Raw genomic sequence first — 15,762 nt, forward strand, 5'->3', positions numbered from 1 at the left:
TCGGTTTCTAGTGCGCGATGGCATTAAACAGTGAAAGCATCTTGCAGCAGCTTTTCTTGCTGCTCAGCGTGCATCGAAGCATAGCCACAGGCTGGTGCTGCCGAAGCATCACGACCGGCGTATTCCAGAACCAGCTCTTTATTGTGGCGGGTCAGGATACGACGCATGTGGTGCTGGCTGCTGTACCAGGCGCCCTGGTTCATCGGCTCTTCCTGGCACCACACCACATCTTTGAGATTGGTGTACGGCGCGAGGATCTCGACCAGATCGTCCTCAGGGAATGGATACAGCTGTTCGATACGCACGATGGCGATGTCTTCACGGCCTTCGGCACGGCGTTTTTCCAGCAGATCGTAGTAGACCTTGCCGCTGCACAGGACCAGGCGAGTGACCTTTTTCGGATCGAGGGTATCGATTTCCGGGATCACGGTCTGGAACGAGCCTTCGGCCAGTTCTTCCAGGGTCGAGATGGCCAGCTTGTGGCGCAGCAGCGACTTAGGTGTCAGTACGATCAGCGGCTTACGCAGCGGACGGATGACCTGGCGACGCAGCAGGTGGTAGATCTGAGCCGGCGTGGTCGGTACGCAAACCTGGACGTTGTGCTCGGCGCACAGCTGCAGGTAACGCTCCAGACGTGCCGAGGAGTGCTCAGGCCCCTGCCCTTCATAACCGTGTGGCAGCAACATGGTCAGACCGCACAGACGGCCCCACTTGTGCTCGCCGCTGGTGATGAACTGGTCGACAACCACCTGGGCGCCGTTGGCGAAGTCGCCGAACTGGGCTTCCCAGATCACCAGCGCGTTTGGCGTGGTGGTGGAGTAGCCGTATTCGAAGGCCAGTACTGCTTCTTCCGAAAGGAAGGAGTCGTACAGGTCGAAACGTGGCTGACCGGCGTACAGGTTCTTCAGTGGCAGGTAGGTGCTGGCGTCTTTCTGGTTGTGCAACACCGCGTGGCGGTGCGAGAAAGTGCCGCGACCAATATCCTGACCGGTCATACGGATCGGATGACCTTCGAACAGCAGGGTCGCGTAGGCCATGGTTTCGGCGTAGCCCCAGTTGATCGGCAAGCCACCGGCCTGCATCTTCTGGCGATCTTCGTAGATCTTCGAAACCTGACGCTGAACCACGAAGCCTTCTGGCAGTTCCAGCAGCTTGGCCGACAGTTCCTGCAGGGTCTTGAGGTCGAAACGGGTGTCGTGACGCGCCGTCCAGGTGTGACCCAGGTATGGACGCCAGTCAACGAACAGCTCTTTGTTCGGCTCTTTGACCAGGCTCTTCACTACGTGCAGGCCGTTGTCCAGCGCGTTGCGGTACTCGTCAACCTTGGCCTGAACGCGCTCGGCATCGAGGCGGCCCGCCTGAATCAGGCTTTCGGCGTACAGTTCACGGGTAGTGCGCTGCTTGGCGATCTGCTGGTACATCAGCGGCTGGGTGCCGTTCGGTTCGTCAGCCTCGTTGTGGCCGCGACGACGGTAGCAGACCAGGTCGATGACCACGTCACGCTTGAACTGCATGCGGTAGTCAATGGCCAGCTGGGTCACGAACAGTACCGCTTCTGGATCATCACCGTTTACGTGCAGGATCGGCGCCTGAATCATTTTGGCGACGTCGGTGGCGTACTCGGTGGAACGCGAGTCCAGCGGGTTGCTGATGGTGAAACCAACCTGGTTGTTGATCACGATGTGCACAGTACCGCCGGTCTTGAAACCGCGGGTTTGCGACATCTGGAAGGTTTCCATGACCACGCCCTGGCCGGCGAATGCTGCGTCACCGTGCAGGGAGATCGGCAGAACCTTGTCACCAACGGTGTCGTTGCGACGGTCTTGACGGGCACGTACCGAGCCTTCAACCACTGGCGATACGATTTCCAGGTGCGAAGGGTTGAACGCCATGGCCAGGTGAACTTCACCACCGGCGGTCATCACGTTGGACGAGAAGCCCTGGTGATACTTAACGTCACCGGAACCCAGCTCGACCTTCTTCTTGCCTTCGAACTCGTCGAACAGCTCGCGCGGGTTCTTGCCGAAGGTGTTGACCAGCACGTTCAGACGGCCACGGTGGGCCATGCCGATCACAACTTCTTTGGTACCGTAGGAACCGGAACGCTGAATCATCTCGTCCAGCATCGGAATCAGGCTTTCGCCGCCTTCCAGGCCGAAACGCTTGGTGCCCGGGTACTTGGTGCCCAGGTATTTTTCCAGACCTTCTGCTGCGGTCACACGCTCGAGCAGGTGGCTCTGGACATCCGCGGAAACGGCCGGACGCCCACGAACGCTCTCCAGACGCTGCTGGAACCAGCTGCGCTGCTCGGAGTCGACGATGTGGGTAAATTCGGCGCCAATGGTGCGGCAATATGTCTGCTGCAAAGCGTCGAAGATTTCGCGTAGGCTCGCTTCCTCTTTGCCGATGAACAGGTCGCCGGCACGGAAGGTCGTATCAAGATCGGCATTGGTCAAGCCGTAGTGATTGATCGACAAGTCTACTGGCGCAGGGCGCTGCCACAACCCCAGGGGGTCGAGCTTGGCGGCTTGGTGGCCGCGCATACGGTAGGCCTGGATCAGTCGCAGTACTTCAACCTGCTTCTTCTCGTGTTCACTGCTCACGCTTCCGGCGGAAACCGGTTGGGCGCGGCGCTGGTTCTTTGCCAGCAGTACGAAATGGTCGCGGATTGTCGAGTGCGATACATCGGTAGCGGTGCTGCCTTCGGCGGGCAACTTCTGGAAGTAAGTGCGCCACTCTTCTGGCACAGCGTTAGGGTCGTGCAGGTAAAGCTCATAGAGCTCTTCCACATATGCAGCGTTACCACCTGAAAGGTGGGCGCTTTCCCACATGCGCTGCATCACGCTTTCTTGCATGCTTGGTCACCCTCGGTTAGGGGACGGATCGGCGAGAGCCATAGCAAGCCTGGAAAAGTCCCAATGCAGCGACCGAACCAAGCCACCAAGGATCCCACAGATTTTCCGGGTACCAGCCCGGAAGCCCCTGCTGGTCTCATATCTTCATAGGTAAAAGCTCGGGCTTTGTGGGCCTTCGCTTGGTTTCACCTTGGTGCGGGCAGATGCCCGCACCTTGGCGTGCTACGGGTACAACACTTTTAAAATCAGGTACCGCTTTGCAGCAACATGTTACGTACGTGACCGATTGCCTTGGTCGGGTTCAGACCTTTAGGGCAAACGTTTACGCAGTTCATGATTCCGCGGCAGCGGAATACGCTGAACGGATCGTCAAGCGAAGCCAGACGCTCCTGGGTCTTGGTGTCACGGCTGTCGGCCAGGAAGCGATAGGCCTGCAACAGTGCAGCTGGACCGAGGAACTTGTCAGGGTTCCACCAGAACGATGGGCAGGACGTAGAGCAGCAAGCGCACAGGATGCACTCGTACAGACCGTCCAGCTTCTCACGCTCTTCTGGCGACTGCAGACGCTCGATGGCCGGAGCCGGCGTGTCGTTCTGCAGGAATGGCTTCACCTTCTCGTACTGCTTGTAGAAGATGCTCATATCGACGACCAGGTCACGAATGACCGGCAGTCCAGGCAACGGACGAATGATCAGCTTGTTACGCTTGACCACGGCCGACAGCGGCGTGATGCACGCCAGGCCGTTCTTGCCGTTGATGTTCATACCATCGGAGCCGCAAACACCTTCGCGGCAAGAACGACGATACGAGAAACCTTCGTCCTGTTCTTTGATCAGTGCCAATACATCCAGCACCATCAGGTCTTTGCCACCGGTATCGACCTGGAACGTCTGCATTTTCGGCGCAGAGTCGGTATCGGGGTTGTAACGATAGACTTCGACTTGCAACATAGCGACCACCCCTTAGTAAGTCCGGACTTTTGGCTCGAACGCCGGTACGGTTTTCGGCGCGAAGTTGACGGCGCGCTTGGCAACGCGCTTTTCGCCCGGGAAGTACAGGGTGTGGCACAGCCAGTTTTCGTCGTCACGGTCTTCGAAGTCTTCACGGGCGTGGGCACCGCGGGACTCTTTACGAACTTCTGCAGCGATTGCAGTGGCTTCAGCAACTTCCAGCAGGTTCTGCAGCTCCAGCGCTTCGATACGCGCGGTGTTGAAGGCCTGGGACTTGTCGTTGATCTTGACGTTGGCAATGCGCTCACGCAGTTGCGCCAGCTGCTCGATACCCTTCTGCATGTATTCGCCAGTACGGAATACACCGAAGTAGTTCTGCATGCAGCTTTGCAGCTCGCGACGCAGGGTAGCCACGTCTTCGCCAGTGTTGCGCTCGTTGAGCTTGTTCAGACGGCTCAGGGCAACGTCGATATCGGTGTCGCTGGCGTCGAGGTATTCAATACCGTCGCTCAGCGCTTTTTCCAGGTGCAGACCCGCCGCACGGCCGAATACCACCAGGTCGAGCAGCGAGTTGCCGCCCAGACGGTTGGCACCGTGAACCGATACGCACGCCACTTCACCTACTGCGAACAGACCTGGGATGATCTGGTCGACGCCGTCGGCGTCCTGGGTGATGGCCTGGCCATGGATGTTGGTGGCAACGCCGCCCATCATGTAGTGGCAGGTTGGAACAACAGGAACCGGCGCAACAACTGGGTCAACGTGTGCGAAGGTCTTGGACAGCTCACAGATGCCTGGCAGGCGGCTGTGCAGAACTTCTTCACCCAGGTGGTCAAGCTTGAGCATCACGTGGTCGCCGTTAGGGCCACAGCCGTTACCGGCGATGATCTCTTTAACCATGGAACGGGCCACAACGTCACGACCAGCGAGGTCTTTGGCGTTAGGCGCGTAACGCTCCATGAAACGCTCGCCATGCTTGTTGATCAGGTATCCACCTTCACCACGGCAACCTTCGGTAACCAGTACACCGGCACCGGCAATACCGGTCGGGTGGAACTGCCACATTTCGATGTCCTGAACCGGCACGCCTGCACGCAGGGCCATACCGATACCGTCACCGGTGTTGATCAGGGCGTTGGTGGTGGAGGCGTAGATACGGCCCGCACCGCCAGTGGCCAGTACGGTGGCCTTGGACTTGATGTACAGGGTTTCGCCGGTTTCGATGCAGATCGCGATGACACCGACGAACGCGCCTTCCTGGTTTTTCACCAGGTCAACAGCGTAGTACTCGTTCAGGAACGTGGTACCTGCTTTCAGGTTGCCCTGATACAGGGTGTGCAGCAGCGCGTGACCGGTACGGTCGGAAGCAGCACAGGTACGGGCGGCCTGGCCACCTTTACCGTAGTCCTTGGACTGACCACCGAACGGACGCTGGTAGATACGGCCGGTTTCGGTACGCGAGAACGGCAGACCCATGTGGTCCAGTTCGAAGACCGCAGCCGGGCCTTCCTGACACATGTATTCGATAGCGTCCTGGTCACCGATGTAGTCGGAACCCTTGACGGTATCGTACATGTGCCAGCGCCAGTCATCGTTCGGGTCGGCCGAAGCGATGGCGCAGGTGATACCACCCTGGGCCGATACAGTGTGCGAACGGGTCGGGAAGACCTTGGTGATCACGGCAGTCTTGTGACCACCCTGGGCCAGCTGCAGCGCAGCGCGCATGCCGGCACCGCCGCCACCAATGATGATGGCGTCGAATGTAATCGTAGGAATGTTAGCCATGAATCAGATACCCCAGAGAATCTGCACACCCCAGACGAAGTACGCGAACATCGCGACACCACATACCGCCTGGAACAGGAAACGTACAGCAGTCGCCGACTTGCCCAGCGCCATCGGCGTCAGGTAGTCGGTAGCGATGGTCCACATGCCGACCCAGGCGTGAGCGCCCAGGGCAACCAGTGCCAGCAGACTGAAGATACGCATCGCGTTGTTGGAGAACAGAGCGTGCCACTGGGCAAACTCGATGCCCGGGTGCGCGACCAGGTATCCGATCAGGAAAATGAAATAAGCCGCGAGAACGACCGCAGAAACACGCTGCGCCATCCAGTCATAGAGGCCCGAACGCGAGAGGTTCGTGACGTTGGTTACCATATCCAAACTCCTGCCAGCACGATCACCACCACAGAGACGGCGATGATAATTTTCGAGCCCAGTCTTCCGCCTTCCAGCGTCTCACCGATGCCCATGTCCATGATCAAGTGGCGCACACCGGCAACCAAGTGATACAGCAAGGCGGACAGGAGGCCCCATGCCACGAATTTGGCCAGCGGACTGGTCAAGCATGCCTTCACCTCGGCGTAGCCTTCCTCCGAACCCAGGGATTTGCCCAATGCATAAAGCATGATGCCAAGGCCCAGGAAGAGGATGATGCCGGAAACACGATGAAGAAATGACGTAACGCCGGTAATGGGGAGTTTGATGGTCCTTAGGTCTAGGTTTACAGGTCGTTGGCTTTTCACGGCTTTTTTCACACTGAAGAGCCCCTAGCAAGCAGGGCAAAGTTGTTGGTAAGTGTACTGGTCAGGTACCCACCACCCAGGGAGTGACGACCCCAGCAACACGGGCTTGCAAGCCCCTGGCGGTCGGGGGCCGATTATAGACAGTTAGGCTACTAATGACAACGCAAGGCCCTAGCCCAAATAGCGGATTGCCTTTAGCGCATAAAAGGCGTAAACGGGCGGCAATTTCGAGGAAAAACCGCGCCCAAAGCCCTTTACAACCGTGCTTTAGGCAAATTGACATTCGAATTTATCTCACTATAGTGGTGCGGGCCCTGCGTGGGGGGTCTGTCTGATGATTTCAAGCATTAATAGGAGGCCACATGGCTGACAAAAAAGCGCAGTTGGTCATCGAGGGCGCAGCCCCCGTCGAGCTGCCCATTTTAACCGGCACCGTTGGTCCCGATGTTATCGACGTTAGAGGGTTGGGGGCCACGGGTCACTTCACTTTCGACCCTGGTTTCATGGCGACCGCATCCTGCGAGTCGAAGATCACTTATATCGATGGCGACAAGGGTATCCTGCTGCACCGCGGCTATCCGATCGAACAGCTCGCCGAGAAATCCGATTACCTCGAGACCTGCTACCTGCTGCTCAACGGCGAACTGCCGAATGCCGAGCAGAAGGCCCAGTTCGTCAGCACCGTGAAGAATCACACCATGGTGCACGAGCAGTTGAAGTCCTTCTTCAACGGCTTCCGCCGCGACGCCCACCCGATGGCCGTCATGTGCGGCGTAGTAGGCGCCCTGTCGGCGTTCTACCACGACTCGCTGGACATCAATAACCCGCAGCATCGCGAAATTTCCGCGGTACGCCTGGTCGCCAAAATGCCGACCCTGGCAGCGATGGTGTACAAGTACTCCATGGGTCAACCCATGATGTACCCGCGCAACGACCTGTCGTATGCAGAAAACTTCCTGCACATGATGTTCAACACCCCGTGCGAGATCAAACCGATCAGCCCGACCCTCGCCAAGGCAATGGACCGGATTTTCATCCTCCACGCCGACCACGAGCAGAACGCATCGACTTCCACCGTACGCCTGGCCGGCTCTTCGGGTGCCAACCCGTTCGCCTGTATCGCTGCCGGTATCGCTGCACTGTGGGGCCCGGCTCACGGCGGCGCCAACGAAGCGGTACTGACCATGCTCGATGAAATCGGCGATGTCTCGAACATCGACAAGTTCATCGCCAAGGCCAAAGACAAGAACGATCCGTTCAAGCTGATGGGCTTCGGTCACCGCGTTTACAAGAACCGCGACCCGCGCGCCACCGTCATGAAGCAAACCTGCGACGAAGTCCTGCGCGAGCTGGGCATCAAGAACGACCCGCAGCTGGAACTGGCCATGCGTCTCGAAGAGATCGCCCTGACCGATCCGTACTTCATCGAGCGCTCGCTGTACCCGAACGTCGACTTCTACTCGGGGATCATCCTCAAGGCGATCGGCATTCCAACCAGCATGTTCACCGTGATCTTCGCCCTGGCGCGGACCGTCGGCTGGATCTCGCACTGGAAAGAAATGCTCTCCAGCCCGTACAAGATTGGCCGTCCACGCCAGCTGTACACCGGCTACGAAGCACGCGACATCGTCAAGCTGGAAGACCGCAAGTAAGCCCTGCGCTGAACACGAAAAAGGCTGCCCTCGGGCAGCCTTTTTTATGGTGTGTGTGCAACTGTTTTGCACCACCTGTGGGAGCGGGCTTGCCCCGCGATTGCGGAACGTCTGACACACCGCGATCGCGGGGCAAGCCGGACCGCCGCTCCTACAGTTACGGCAAAGTGCTAGCTTCGCGCAACTGTATTCCTCAACTACGGCTTTTCGGCCTTCGCTTTCAATGCCTTGAGGGTATTGAACGGCGCATCCACCACAAACTTGTTCGCCACCACCGACGGCACGCTGCCACCTGGCTCGGTGTGCACCTGGTACGTCACCTCGGTACCGCCATCTTTGGGGGTCAACTTCCAGAAACCATCAACCTTGGCGACACGCACAAAGCCCTTCTCTTCCGGCACGTAAGTCGGCAGCCCTTCAAGCTTGCGGGTCAAGCTACCGTCGGTCGCCTCAATCGTGGTGACATGCAAAACGGAATCGCGCGGGGTAACCGGCCATGGCGTATTGAACTGGGTGTAAGTCCAGCTTTGATTACCCTCGGACTTGAGCAGCTTTTGCGACTTGCATTCATGAATCCAGGCACAAGCACCGACAACGTCTTCCTGCAATGCCCTGACCTTTGCCAGCGGCGCCTTGATAAAGGTCACGCCACGATAGGCCTTGTAGTCGGAACCGGCGACCTCACTCAGGTCCACCTTGATGCCCTCTTCGCTCTTGGCCTGCTTCCAGTTTTCGGCCTGTGCCAAAGGCACCAACACCGCACTCAGACCCAAGACCAGTGCCACTTGCTTAAACGATCCCATTCTTTTGTTCCTTATTGTCCAGGTTCTGCGCTTCAAGCTGCCGTCACTTGCTCCAACCACCCCAGGATTCTGATCGCTTCATCACGATCACCGCCGCACACCTCGACATCAGCCTTGAAACCGCCACACACCGCAGGCCGCTCCGGCTTGCCAAACAATGCGCAGAGATTGCTCACCGACAGATGCAAACACCGCTCCCCGGCCGGCTTGCCCTTGGGCATACCCGGCATGGGCGAGCTGATGGAAGGCGCGATGCAGCAGGCGCCACATCCTTCACGGCAATTCATGACAACAGAATCCTCGGTACAGCAAATGATGAATGAACCCGGATAGTAACCGCTTAAACGGTCGTTTGAAATTACTGGCCACATGAAAAATGTCGCGAATAACCATGACCTGCAGGTCGGGCAGTGACTACTGCTTGAACTCGAACTCGATGGCAGCGCCTTCGATGTCTGACTGACGCGCATCATTGCGCAGCTGCAGTTGCATTTCGTTGCTCAGCAACCGGCCGTTCAACTGGAACGGACTTTCAGAAGGTGGCTTTTCACCAAACAGATGAGGCAACAACGGCTTGGGTGTTGGCACGGCATCCTGGGTAGCCGGCTTGAGATCCTTGACCATCTCGGCCGGCAGACGCAGATCCAGCTTGGCAGAGGGCAACGCGGGCGGTACAGCTTTGCCCTGCTTCGACTTGCTGTGCCCCGTCTTGGCAACCGGCTTTTTCTTCACCGGAGCAGGCTTGACCTGCTTCTGCTGGGCTTTGGCCTGAGCTTTCGGCGCGGCATTCGCTTGCTTTGCCGACGCAGTGGGAGGTGATGTCTGGGCCATGACGTTGCCGTTGGCTGCCAGCAAACCCAACAGGCACACCAACAGACTGACCTGAGACAAGGCTTTCATATACACCCAAAATCACCTGCAAAGAGGTATATGCTCCCCGTTCCCGGGAAGACTGGCAAGCTTGATTACAAACCTAGAAAAAGTTAGCCGCGCCCGACTCCTGACACAGCTGGCTGGCAAGCATACCCAAGGTCATCAGGGCACGCTCCGCCTCGCGATTCCAAGGGATACCGCAGTTCAAGCGAATGCAGTGGTTGAACTGCTCTGTATTACTGAAAATCAGCCCCGGAGCGATACTGATCCCCTGCTGCAGCGCACGCACATGCAACTCCTGGGTATTGACCCGCCCAGGCAAGCTGACCCACAAAATGAAACCGCCGGTCGGCCGGGTCATCTGCGTGCCTTCAGGGAAATGCTGCTGTACCGCCAATTGGTAAGCACTGAGATTTTTCCGGTATTCCTGACGGATGTAACGCAAGTGTCGATCGTAACCGCCATTTTCCAGATAGGAGGCAACCCCCATCTGGGTCACGCTGCAGGCTGAGTGCGTGGTAAAGGTCTGCAAGCGCTGGATTTCCGCCTGATACTTACCGGCGATCATCCAGCCAATGCGCACCCCGGGCGACAGGGTCTTGGAAAAGCTTGAGCAGTAGATCACCCGTCCCAGGCGATCAAAGGCCTTGAGGGCTTTACTCTTGCCCTGCTCGAACATCAACTCGCCGTAGATATCGTCTTCGACAATCTGGATATCGAAATCCGACGCGAGGCGCAGCAACTGCTTCTGCCGATCTTCCGGAATGGTGCCACCCAGCGGATTACTCAGCCGCGCCGTCAGCACCAAAGCCTTGATTGGCCACTGATTGGCGGCCAGTTGTAGCGCTTCCAGGCTGATGCCTGTCGAAGGATCACTGGGAATTTCAATGACCTTGAGCCCCAACAGATCAGCCAACTGCAGCAAGCCATAGTAAGTCGGCGATTCGGCAGCAATCAGATCACCCGGCTTGGTCAACACCCGCAGCGACATCTGCAGGGCATCCACACAGCCGTGAGTGACCACCACTTCACTGGGATCAACCACCACCCCCGCATCTCGCATGCGAATGGCAATCTGCCGACGCAGAGGCTCGAAGCCCGGGCTGAACATATAGCTGAACGCCCGCGGACTATGGAATCGCGTGACCTTGGCCAATTGCTGGTGCAACGCGCGCACTGGCAAATAATCGACATGCGGCACTGCCGCACCGAACGGGAACACGCCATCGCGACGCGCTTCGGCCAGCACCTGCTGAATAATGCTGCTGCGCGTCACCAGACCAGGGCGCTCTACCCGGGCGATATCCGGCGTCTGCGCGGTCAAAGCCGGAGTTTGGTGCACGTAGTAGCCCGACTGCGGCCGCGCCCGGATCAAGCCTTGATCTTCAAGGTTGGCGTAGGCCTGCAACACCGTGGCATGGCTGACATTGAGCTGCGAACTCATCTTGCGCACCGACGGCACTCGCTCACCGGGCTGATAGACACCACGACGAATGTCTTCGGCCAGTTGCTGGGCGATACGCTGGTAGAGCAGCAGGTTGGTCATGATCGGTTCTCGACACGCAGGCAATGTAATTATTTTTGTACGACTCAGAATTCGAGCCAGAATACCGGAACAGTTGCAAAGTGTACTGGGACAGATTGAAGAATAGTCGACAATACAGTTGTGTGACAGCCCCACCTCGTCTCAACTGCCCTACCCCGGTAGGAGCGGGCTTTCCCCGCGATTGCGGTGTGCCTGACAGCGCGCAATCGCGGGGCAAGCCCGCTCCTACCGTTAAGGCCATAAAAAAACCCGGTGAGGGGTGCTCACCGGGTTTTCAGCTTCAGCACTCAGCGCGCCGCGCCAAGCCTGCCTTTCTCGTCGGAAAAGACGATCTCGACTCGACGGTTCTGCGCCCTGCCCCGTTCCGAAGCGTTGGCCTCGACCGGGTACTGGTCGCCATAGCCCTCTACCTGGATGCGTTTTTCATCAACACCCAGATCAACCAGCATGTCCGCCACAGCCTGAGCGCGGTCACGGGACAACTTCAGATTGTCTTCCGACGAACCCGTGCTATCGGTGTATCCCTCGATACGCACAACTCGCTTGGGGTTGAGTTGCAAGAATTGCACAAGCTTGAGCACGGTCCGGCTGGCAGAATTTTTCAGCTCCGCATGACCGGTATCGAACAGCACATCACCCAGCGTCATGACCAGACCGCGATCGCTCTGGGTGGTGGCCAAACTGACAATTTGCGCCTCCAGCCACTTGCCCTGCTGCTGCACGCTGGCCAGCTTGGCCTCACGCAGCGCCAACTGCAGGCGCTGACGCTCAAGCTCAAGCTTGGCCAAGCGCTCCTGATTCAGTACCAGGTTGCTGTGCTCACGAGCGATATCGCTGTAACGCTGACTCAGGTAAGCATAGTGACGAACATCGGCGCCGGTCCCCAGATAGCTGGACAGACGCTCCGCCCGCGCCAGCGATTCACCGGCACGGATCACATCGCGCGGCGCACTGCGCAGCACATTGGAATCGTCTTTCACCGTCTGGAATTTCGCTGTCGCTTCATCCAGCGCCGTCTCGCTGCGCTGGCTGGCACAGCCTTGCAGGCCGACAAGACCCAGCAACAATAATGCCGCCATAGGCTTGATCGAACTCATGGCTGCTCCCCCAATTGCTTACGCAGGCGGTTGACCCGCGACTGCAGCAGCTCCAATTGCTCTTTGCTTTTGCTGGTCAGCACCCGCGCCTCCGCCAGACGCGCATCCAGCTCGGCCTGCTCGGCACGCATCCGCGCATCACGATAAGCCTCATTGCTCATGTTGACCTGGGCACGCGCCATTTTGTCTTCGGCCATTTTCAGCTCTGGCACTTCATTGGTCGCACCAACGGCCTTGGCTTGTTCCAGTGCCTGCTCAGACAGACGTAGCTGTTCATTAGGCGCCGGGTCATTGGCGCATCCAGCCAAGGCCAGCAGCGCCACGGCGGCGAATAGTGAATGAGTTCTCACACAATTTTCCTACTGTTTAGGGGCATCCAGCGATTTCTGCACCTGCGCCTTCCAGCGCTCGACGTTTTGCTGCAGTACCGCTTGGGACACGCCGGAGGCCGGCAATTCTGTCAGCTTTTTTGCCAGTTGCCCACGTAACCACGCGTCATTGCAGGCCGAGTTATGTGACAGCGCCAGATACAGGCCTGGCCGGTCCACTGGCAGACCGCGGGCAATCAACGCATTGCTCATGCCCAGGCTTTGTGCCATGGCCATACCGGCATAGCGCCCGGCCAGCACGTAGTCGACTTGTCCCAGCAACAATTTCTGGAAGGCCTGAGTCAGATTCTGCGCCGGAGCAAGCTGTAACTGGCTCTTGGCGTAGGCTGAAAATTCGGCGGTTAAACGCGCTTTTTCCGAAACACTGCCGCGCTGTTCGCGCAGGTCGGACAAGGTGTCGTAGACCAGTGGCGAATCGTGGCGGGTCCAGACGACGTACTCGTTGCTGAGCAACGACGGGTGTATGTAGTCCACGCGGGTAAGTTCCGCGACGGCGAAAGGCGAGTCGATCAGCAGGTCCACGCGACCACTGCGTACTTCTTCCAGCGCCTGACTGCGCGAACCGCTGTCGAGAACTTCAACCTTCACCCCCAGCTCAGCGGCCACCTGCTTGAACAGGTCAACACTGGCACCGATCAGGTGTCTGGGGTCTTGCGGGTCACGCCACGAATAAGGGGGTGCATCAGGGCTGCCAGTGGCCACCAGGCGCTCACATTTGCCCACCGCCAACACCTGTGACGGCAACAACACGACCGCGCACAACAGTGCCGTGTTCATCCGGCCAAGCCATCCCATGCATCTGCCTCCCAACCCGTCATCCGAAAACAAAAAAGCCCGGTCCGCGGGCTGCGCAAGACGTCGCTTGCACAACCCGCCCGGACCGGGCTCTTTTATAAGTGAAGCTGCCGGATTAAACCAGCTTCTCCAACTCAGGTACGGCTTCGAACAGGTCAGCAACCAGGCCGTAGTCAGCCACCTGGAAGATCGGCGCTTCTTCGTCCTTGTTGATCGCAACGATCACTTTGGAGTCTTTCATACCGGCCAGGTGCTGGATCGCGCCGGAGATACCGACGGCAATGTACAGCTGTGGCGCGACGATTTTGCCGGTCTGACCGACCTGCATGTCGTTCGGTACGAAACCTGCGTCGACGGCGGCGCGCGAAGCACCGACCGCAGCGCCGAGCTTGTCGGCCAGGGCGTACAGGTGCTTGAAGTTGTCACCGTTCTGCATGCCACGGCCGCCGGAAACGACGATCTTGGCAGCGGTCAGCTCAGGGCGGTCGGATTTGGCCAGCTCTTCGCCAACGAAAGCCGAGGTACCGGCGTTGTGCACAGCAGCAACTGCTTCAACAGCAGCCGAACCACCTTCAGCGGCAACGGCGTCGAAGCCGGTGGCACGGACGGTGATGACCTTGACGGCAGCGTTCGATTGCACGGTGGCAATGGCGTTACCGGCATAGATCGGACGCTTGAAGGTGTCAGCCGATTCTACCGAGATGATTTCGGAGATCTGGTCGACGTCCAGCTGGGCGGCAACGCGCGGCAGGATGTTCTTGCCGTTGGAGGTGGCCGGTGCCAGCACGTGGCTGTAGCCCTTGCCCAGTTCGGCAACCAGCGGCGCTACGTTTTCTGGCAGCAGGTTGGCGTAGGCGGCGTTATCGGCAACCAGCACCTTGGCCACGCCAGCAATCTTGGCAGCAGCTTCAGCGACGCCACCGACGTTCTGGCCTGCGACCAGCACGTGGATGTCACCGCCGATCTTGGCGGCAGCAGCAACAGTGTTCAGAGTGGCCGGGGCAACGGCACCGTTTTCGTGTTCAGCGATAACCAGGATAGTCATTTAGATTACCTTCGCCTCGTTCTTCAGTTTCTCGACCAGTTCAGCAACCGACTTGACCTTGATACCTGCGCTGCGAGCAGCCGGCGCTTCGACTTTCAGGGTCTTGTTGGTGGAGGCAGTGGAAACGCCCAGCGCGTCTGGAGTAACGGTTTCCAGTGGCTTCTTCTTGGCCTTCATGATGTTCGGCAGCGACGCATAGCGTGGCTCGTTCAGGCGCAGGTCGGTAGTGACGATCGCAGGCAGGTTCAGCGCTACAGTCTGCAGGCCGCCGTCGATTTCACGGGTAACGTTGACTTTGTCGCCAGCCACTTCAACTTTGGAAGCGAAGGTGCCCTGGGCGAAGCCGGTCAGCGCAGCCAGCATCTGGCCGGTCTGGTTGTTATCGCTGTCGATGGCTTGTTTGCCAAGGATTACCAGCTGAGGCTGTTCTTTGTCGACAACAGCCTTGAGCAGTTTGGCGACGGCCAGCGAGGTCAGCTCTTCAGCGGACTCAACCAGCACCGCACGGTCAGCACCCAGTGCCAGGGCAGTACGCAGTTGCTCCTGGGCAGTGGCCGGGCCGACGGTAACGACGACGATCTCGCTCGCCACGCCTTTTTCTTTCAGGCGCACGGCTTCTTCTACGGCGATTTCGCAGAAGGGGTTCATGGACATCTTGACGTTAGCAAGGTCGACGCCGGAGTTGTCCGCCTTGACGCGAACCTTGACGTTATAGTCGACCACTCGTTTGACAGCTACAAGAACCTTCATGGATTCCTCGTTACTCTCCGGTGAAAAGAATGTCGCCTGGGGCAAACCCGGCGATTGCGCGTGGGTACAAGGGCACCTCTAAAAACGATTGCAGCCGGTAGAATTTAACCCTGACCCAGCAGTCTTTATTCGACCTTGCTACAGCAAAACCCTCGGGCATTTTCTGTCGCGGTGTGTAAACTCCACTACAAGGCGGGCTACGGCCCTCCTGCCCTGCTTTTCGCCAGGTTTTTAGGGGTGCACCTGCATCCGGCGGTCAGCCTACGGCGAGCGCAAAACCGCTCGTATCTTGACCGTAACGCCCAATCCGGTCAATACGGCAAATCGGTCAGATTCACGCCGCGCGTCTTTGATTTTACTGGCCTGCGGCAAATTCAAACAAACGTTTGTATTGGACCTGCCGAGTGGTGTAGATATAATGCGCGACCAAGAGAAAGCGGTGTAGTCCGTCATCGTTCGAGCTACAGCTTGAGCGCGGTAAA

General features: G+C 58.4%; 15 protein-coding genes. 1 reads left to right on the forward strand and 14 read right to left on the reverse strand.

The window, feature by feature from the left end; translation table 11 throughout:
- Window positions 1-23: 23 nt before the first annotated feature.
- From ACVWSC_RS19985 to sdhC, 5 genes are all read right to left on the reverse strand, one after another.
- Window positions 24-2,855: a 2-oxoglutarate dehydrogenase E1 component gene (locus ACVWSC_RS19985; protein WP_442108835.1), complete on the reverse strand. Its 2,832-nt coding sequence runs from the start codon at window positions 2,853-2,855 to the stop codon at window positions 24-26.
- Window positions 2,856-3,100: 245 nt separating this feature from the next.
- On the reverse strand, window positions 3,101-3,805 hold the full coding sequence (locus ACVWSC_RS19990; protein ID WP_045188779.1) for a succinate dehydrogenase iron-sulfur subunit: 705 nt from the start codon (window positions 3,803-3,805) through the stop codon (window positions 3,101-3,103).
- Window positions 3,806-3,817: 12 nt separating this feature from the next.
- A complete protein-coding gene (sdhA, locus tag ACVWSC_RS19995) occupies window positions 3,818-5,590 on the reverse strand; it encodes a succinate dehydrogenase flavoprotein subunit (RefSeq protein ID WP_442108836.1) in 1,773 nt (590 codons plus the stop codon).
- 3 nt (window positions 5,591-5,593) lie between these two features.
- A complete protein-coding gene (sdhD, locus tag ACVWSC_RS20000) occupies window positions 5,594-5,962 on the reverse strand; it encodes a succinate dehydrogenase, hydrophobic membrane anchor protein (RefSeq protein ID WP_028945358.1) in 369 nt (122 codons plus the stop codon).
- Entirely contained in the window at window positions 5,956-6,342 is a 387-nt protein-coding gene (sdhC, locus tag ACVWSC_RS20005) for a succinate dehydrogenase, cytochrome b556 subunit (RefSeq protein ID WP_177494597.1), read from the reverse strand. Before sdhC ends, sdhD begins: the two co-directional genes overlap by 7 nt.
- 350 nt (window positions 6,343-6,692) lie before the next feature.
- Between sdhC and gltA the strand changes: the two genes are divergently transcribed.
- Window positions 6,693-7,982 carry a citrate synthase gene (gene gltA, locus ACVWSC_RS20010; RefSeq protein ID WP_128324477.1) on the forward strand — a complete coding sequence of 430 codons (1,290 nt, stop codon included), beginning with the start codon at window positions 6,693-6,695 and terminating at the stop codon, window positions 7,980-7,982.
- A gap of 197 nt (window positions 7,983-8,179) precedes the next feature.
- Here the strand turns inward: gltA and ACVWSC_RS20015 are convergent, their stop codons facing one another.
- From ACVWSC_RS20015 to ACVWSC_RS20055, 9 genes are all read right to left on the reverse strand, one after another.
- Window positions 8,180-8,785 carry an START domain-containing protein gene (locus ACVWSC_RS20015; protein WP_442108837.1) on the reverse strand — a complete coding sequence of 202 codons (606 nt, stop codon included), beginning with the start codon at window positions 8,783-8,785 and terminating at the stop codon, window positions 8,180-8,182.
- A 32-nt stretch (window positions 8,786-8,817) separates the two neighbouring features.
- Window positions 8,818-9,072, reverse strand: coding sequence for a YkgJ family cysteine cluster protein (locus ACVWSC_RS20020; protein ID WP_442108838.1), 255 nt, complete (start codon window positions 9,070-9,072; stop codon window positions 8,818-8,820).
- 127 nt (window positions 9,073-9,199) lie between these two features.
- Window positions 9,200-9,685 (reverse strand): translation initiation factor 2, encoded by a 486-nt coding sequence (locus ACVWSC_RS20025; RefSeq protein WP_442114340.1) that lies wholly within the window; start codon window positions 9,683-9,685, stop codon window positions 9,200-9,202.
- A 73-nt stretch (window positions 9,686-9,758) separates the two neighbouring features.
- Window positions 9,759-11,204: an aminotransferase-like domain-containing protein gene (locus ACVWSC_RS20030; RefSeq protein ID WP_442108839.1), complete on the reverse strand. Its 1,446-nt coding sequence runs from the start codon at window positions 11,202-11,204 to the stop codon at window positions 9,759-9,761.
- A 287-nt stretch (window positions 11,205-11,491) separates the two neighbouring features.
- Window positions 11,492-12,301 carry an OmpA family protein gene (locus tag ACVWSC_RS20035; protein ID WP_442108840.1) on the reverse strand — a complete coding sequence of 270 codons (810 nt, stop codon included), beginning with the start codon at window positions 12,299-12,301 and terminating at the stop codon, window positions 11,492-11,494.
- Complete coding sequence (locus tag ACVWSC_RS20040; RefSeq protein ID WP_442108841.1) at window positions 12,298-12,651, reverse strand: DUF4398 domain-containing protein; 354 nt, start codon at window positions 12,649-12,651, stop codon at window positions 12,298-12,300. The genes ACVWSC_RS20035 and ACVWSC_RS20040 overlap by 4 nt, the downstream gene beginning before the upstream one ends.
- Before the next feature lie 9 nt (window positions 12,652-12,660).
- Complete coding sequence (locus ACVWSC_RS20045; protein ID WP_442108842.1) at window positions 12,661-13,467, reverse strand: substrate-binding periplasmic protein; 807 nt, start codon at window positions 13,465-13,467, stop codon at window positions 12,661-12,663.
- Window positions 13,468-13,600: 133 nt separating this feature from the next.
- On the reverse strand, window positions 13,601-14,530 hold the full coding sequence (locus ACVWSC_RS20050; RefSeq protein ID WP_133216685.1) for an electron transfer flavoprotein subunit alpha/FixB family protein: 930 nt from the start codon (window positions 14,528-14,530) through the stop codon (window positions 13,601-13,603).
- Window positions 14,531-15,280 (reverse strand): electron transfer flavoprotein subunit beta/FixA family protein, encoded by a 750-nt coding sequence (locus ACVWSC_RS20055; RefSeq protein ID WP_009396278.1) that lies wholly within the window; start codon window positions 15,278-15,280, stop codon window positions 14,531-14,533. It lies immediately after the preceding gene.
- Window positions 15,281-15,762: the final 482 nt, after the last annotated feature.

This window comes from Pseudomonas sp. NUPR-002 (genome assembly GCF_056322725.1).

Excerpts from the sequence above, each read along its gene's own strand:
- ACVWSC_RS19985 (WP_442108835.1), bottom strand. The coding sequence starts at position 2,855 with ATGCAAGAAAGCGTGATGCAGCGCATGTGGGAAAGCGCCCACCTTTCA.
- ACVWSC_RS19990 (WP_045188779.1), bottom strand. The coding sequence starts at position 3,805 with ATGTTGCAAGTCGAAGTCTATCGTTACAACCCCGATACCGACTCTGCG.
- sdhA (WP_442108836.1), bottom strand. The coding sequence starts at position 5,590 with ATGGCTAACATTCCTACGATTACATTCGACGCCATCATCATTGGTGGC.
- sdhD (WP_028945358.1), bottom strand. The coding sequence starts at position 5,962 with ATGGTAACCAACGTCACGAACCTCTCGCGTTCGGGCCTCTATGACTGG.
- gltA (WP_128324477.1), top strand. The coding sequence starts at position 6,693 with ATGGCTGACAAAAAAGCGCAGTTGGTCATCGAGGGCGCAGCCCCCGTC.
- ACVWSC_RS20015 (WP_442108837.1), bottom strand. The coding sequence starts at position 8,785 with ATGGGATCGTTTAAGCAAGTGGCACTGGTCTTGGGTCTGAGTGCGGTG.
- ACVWSC_RS20020 (WP_442108838.1), bottom strand. The coding sequence starts at position 9,072 with ATGAATTGCCGTGAAGGATGTGGCGCCTGCTGCATCGCGCCTTCCATC.
- ACVWSC_RS20025 (WP_442114340.1), bottom strand. The coding sequence starts at position 9,685 with ATGAAAGCCTTGTCTCAGGTCAGTCTGTTGGTGTGCCTGTTGGGTTTG.
- ACVWSC_RS20030 (WP_442108839.1), bottom strand. The coding sequence starts at position 11,204 with ATGACCAACCTGCTGCTCTACCAGCGTATCGCCCAGCAACTGGCCGAA.
- ACVWSC_RS20035 (WP_442108840.1), bottom strand. The coding sequence starts at position 12,301 with ATGAGTTCGATCAAGCCTATGGCGGCATTATTGTTGCTGGGTCTTGTC.
- ACVWSC_RS20045 (WP_442108842.1), bottom strand. The coding sequence starts at position 13,467 with ATGAACACGGCACTGTTGTGCGCGGTCGTGTTGTTGCCGTCACAGGTG.
- ACVWSC_RS20050 (WP_133216685.1), bottom strand. The coding sequence starts at position 14,530 with ATGACTATCCTGGTTATCGCTGAACACGAAAACGGTGCCGTTGCCCCG.
- ACVWSC_RS20055 (WP_009396278.1), bottom strand. The coding sequence starts at position 15,280 with ATGAAGGTTCTTGTAGCTGTCAAACGAGTGGTCGACTATAACGTCAAG.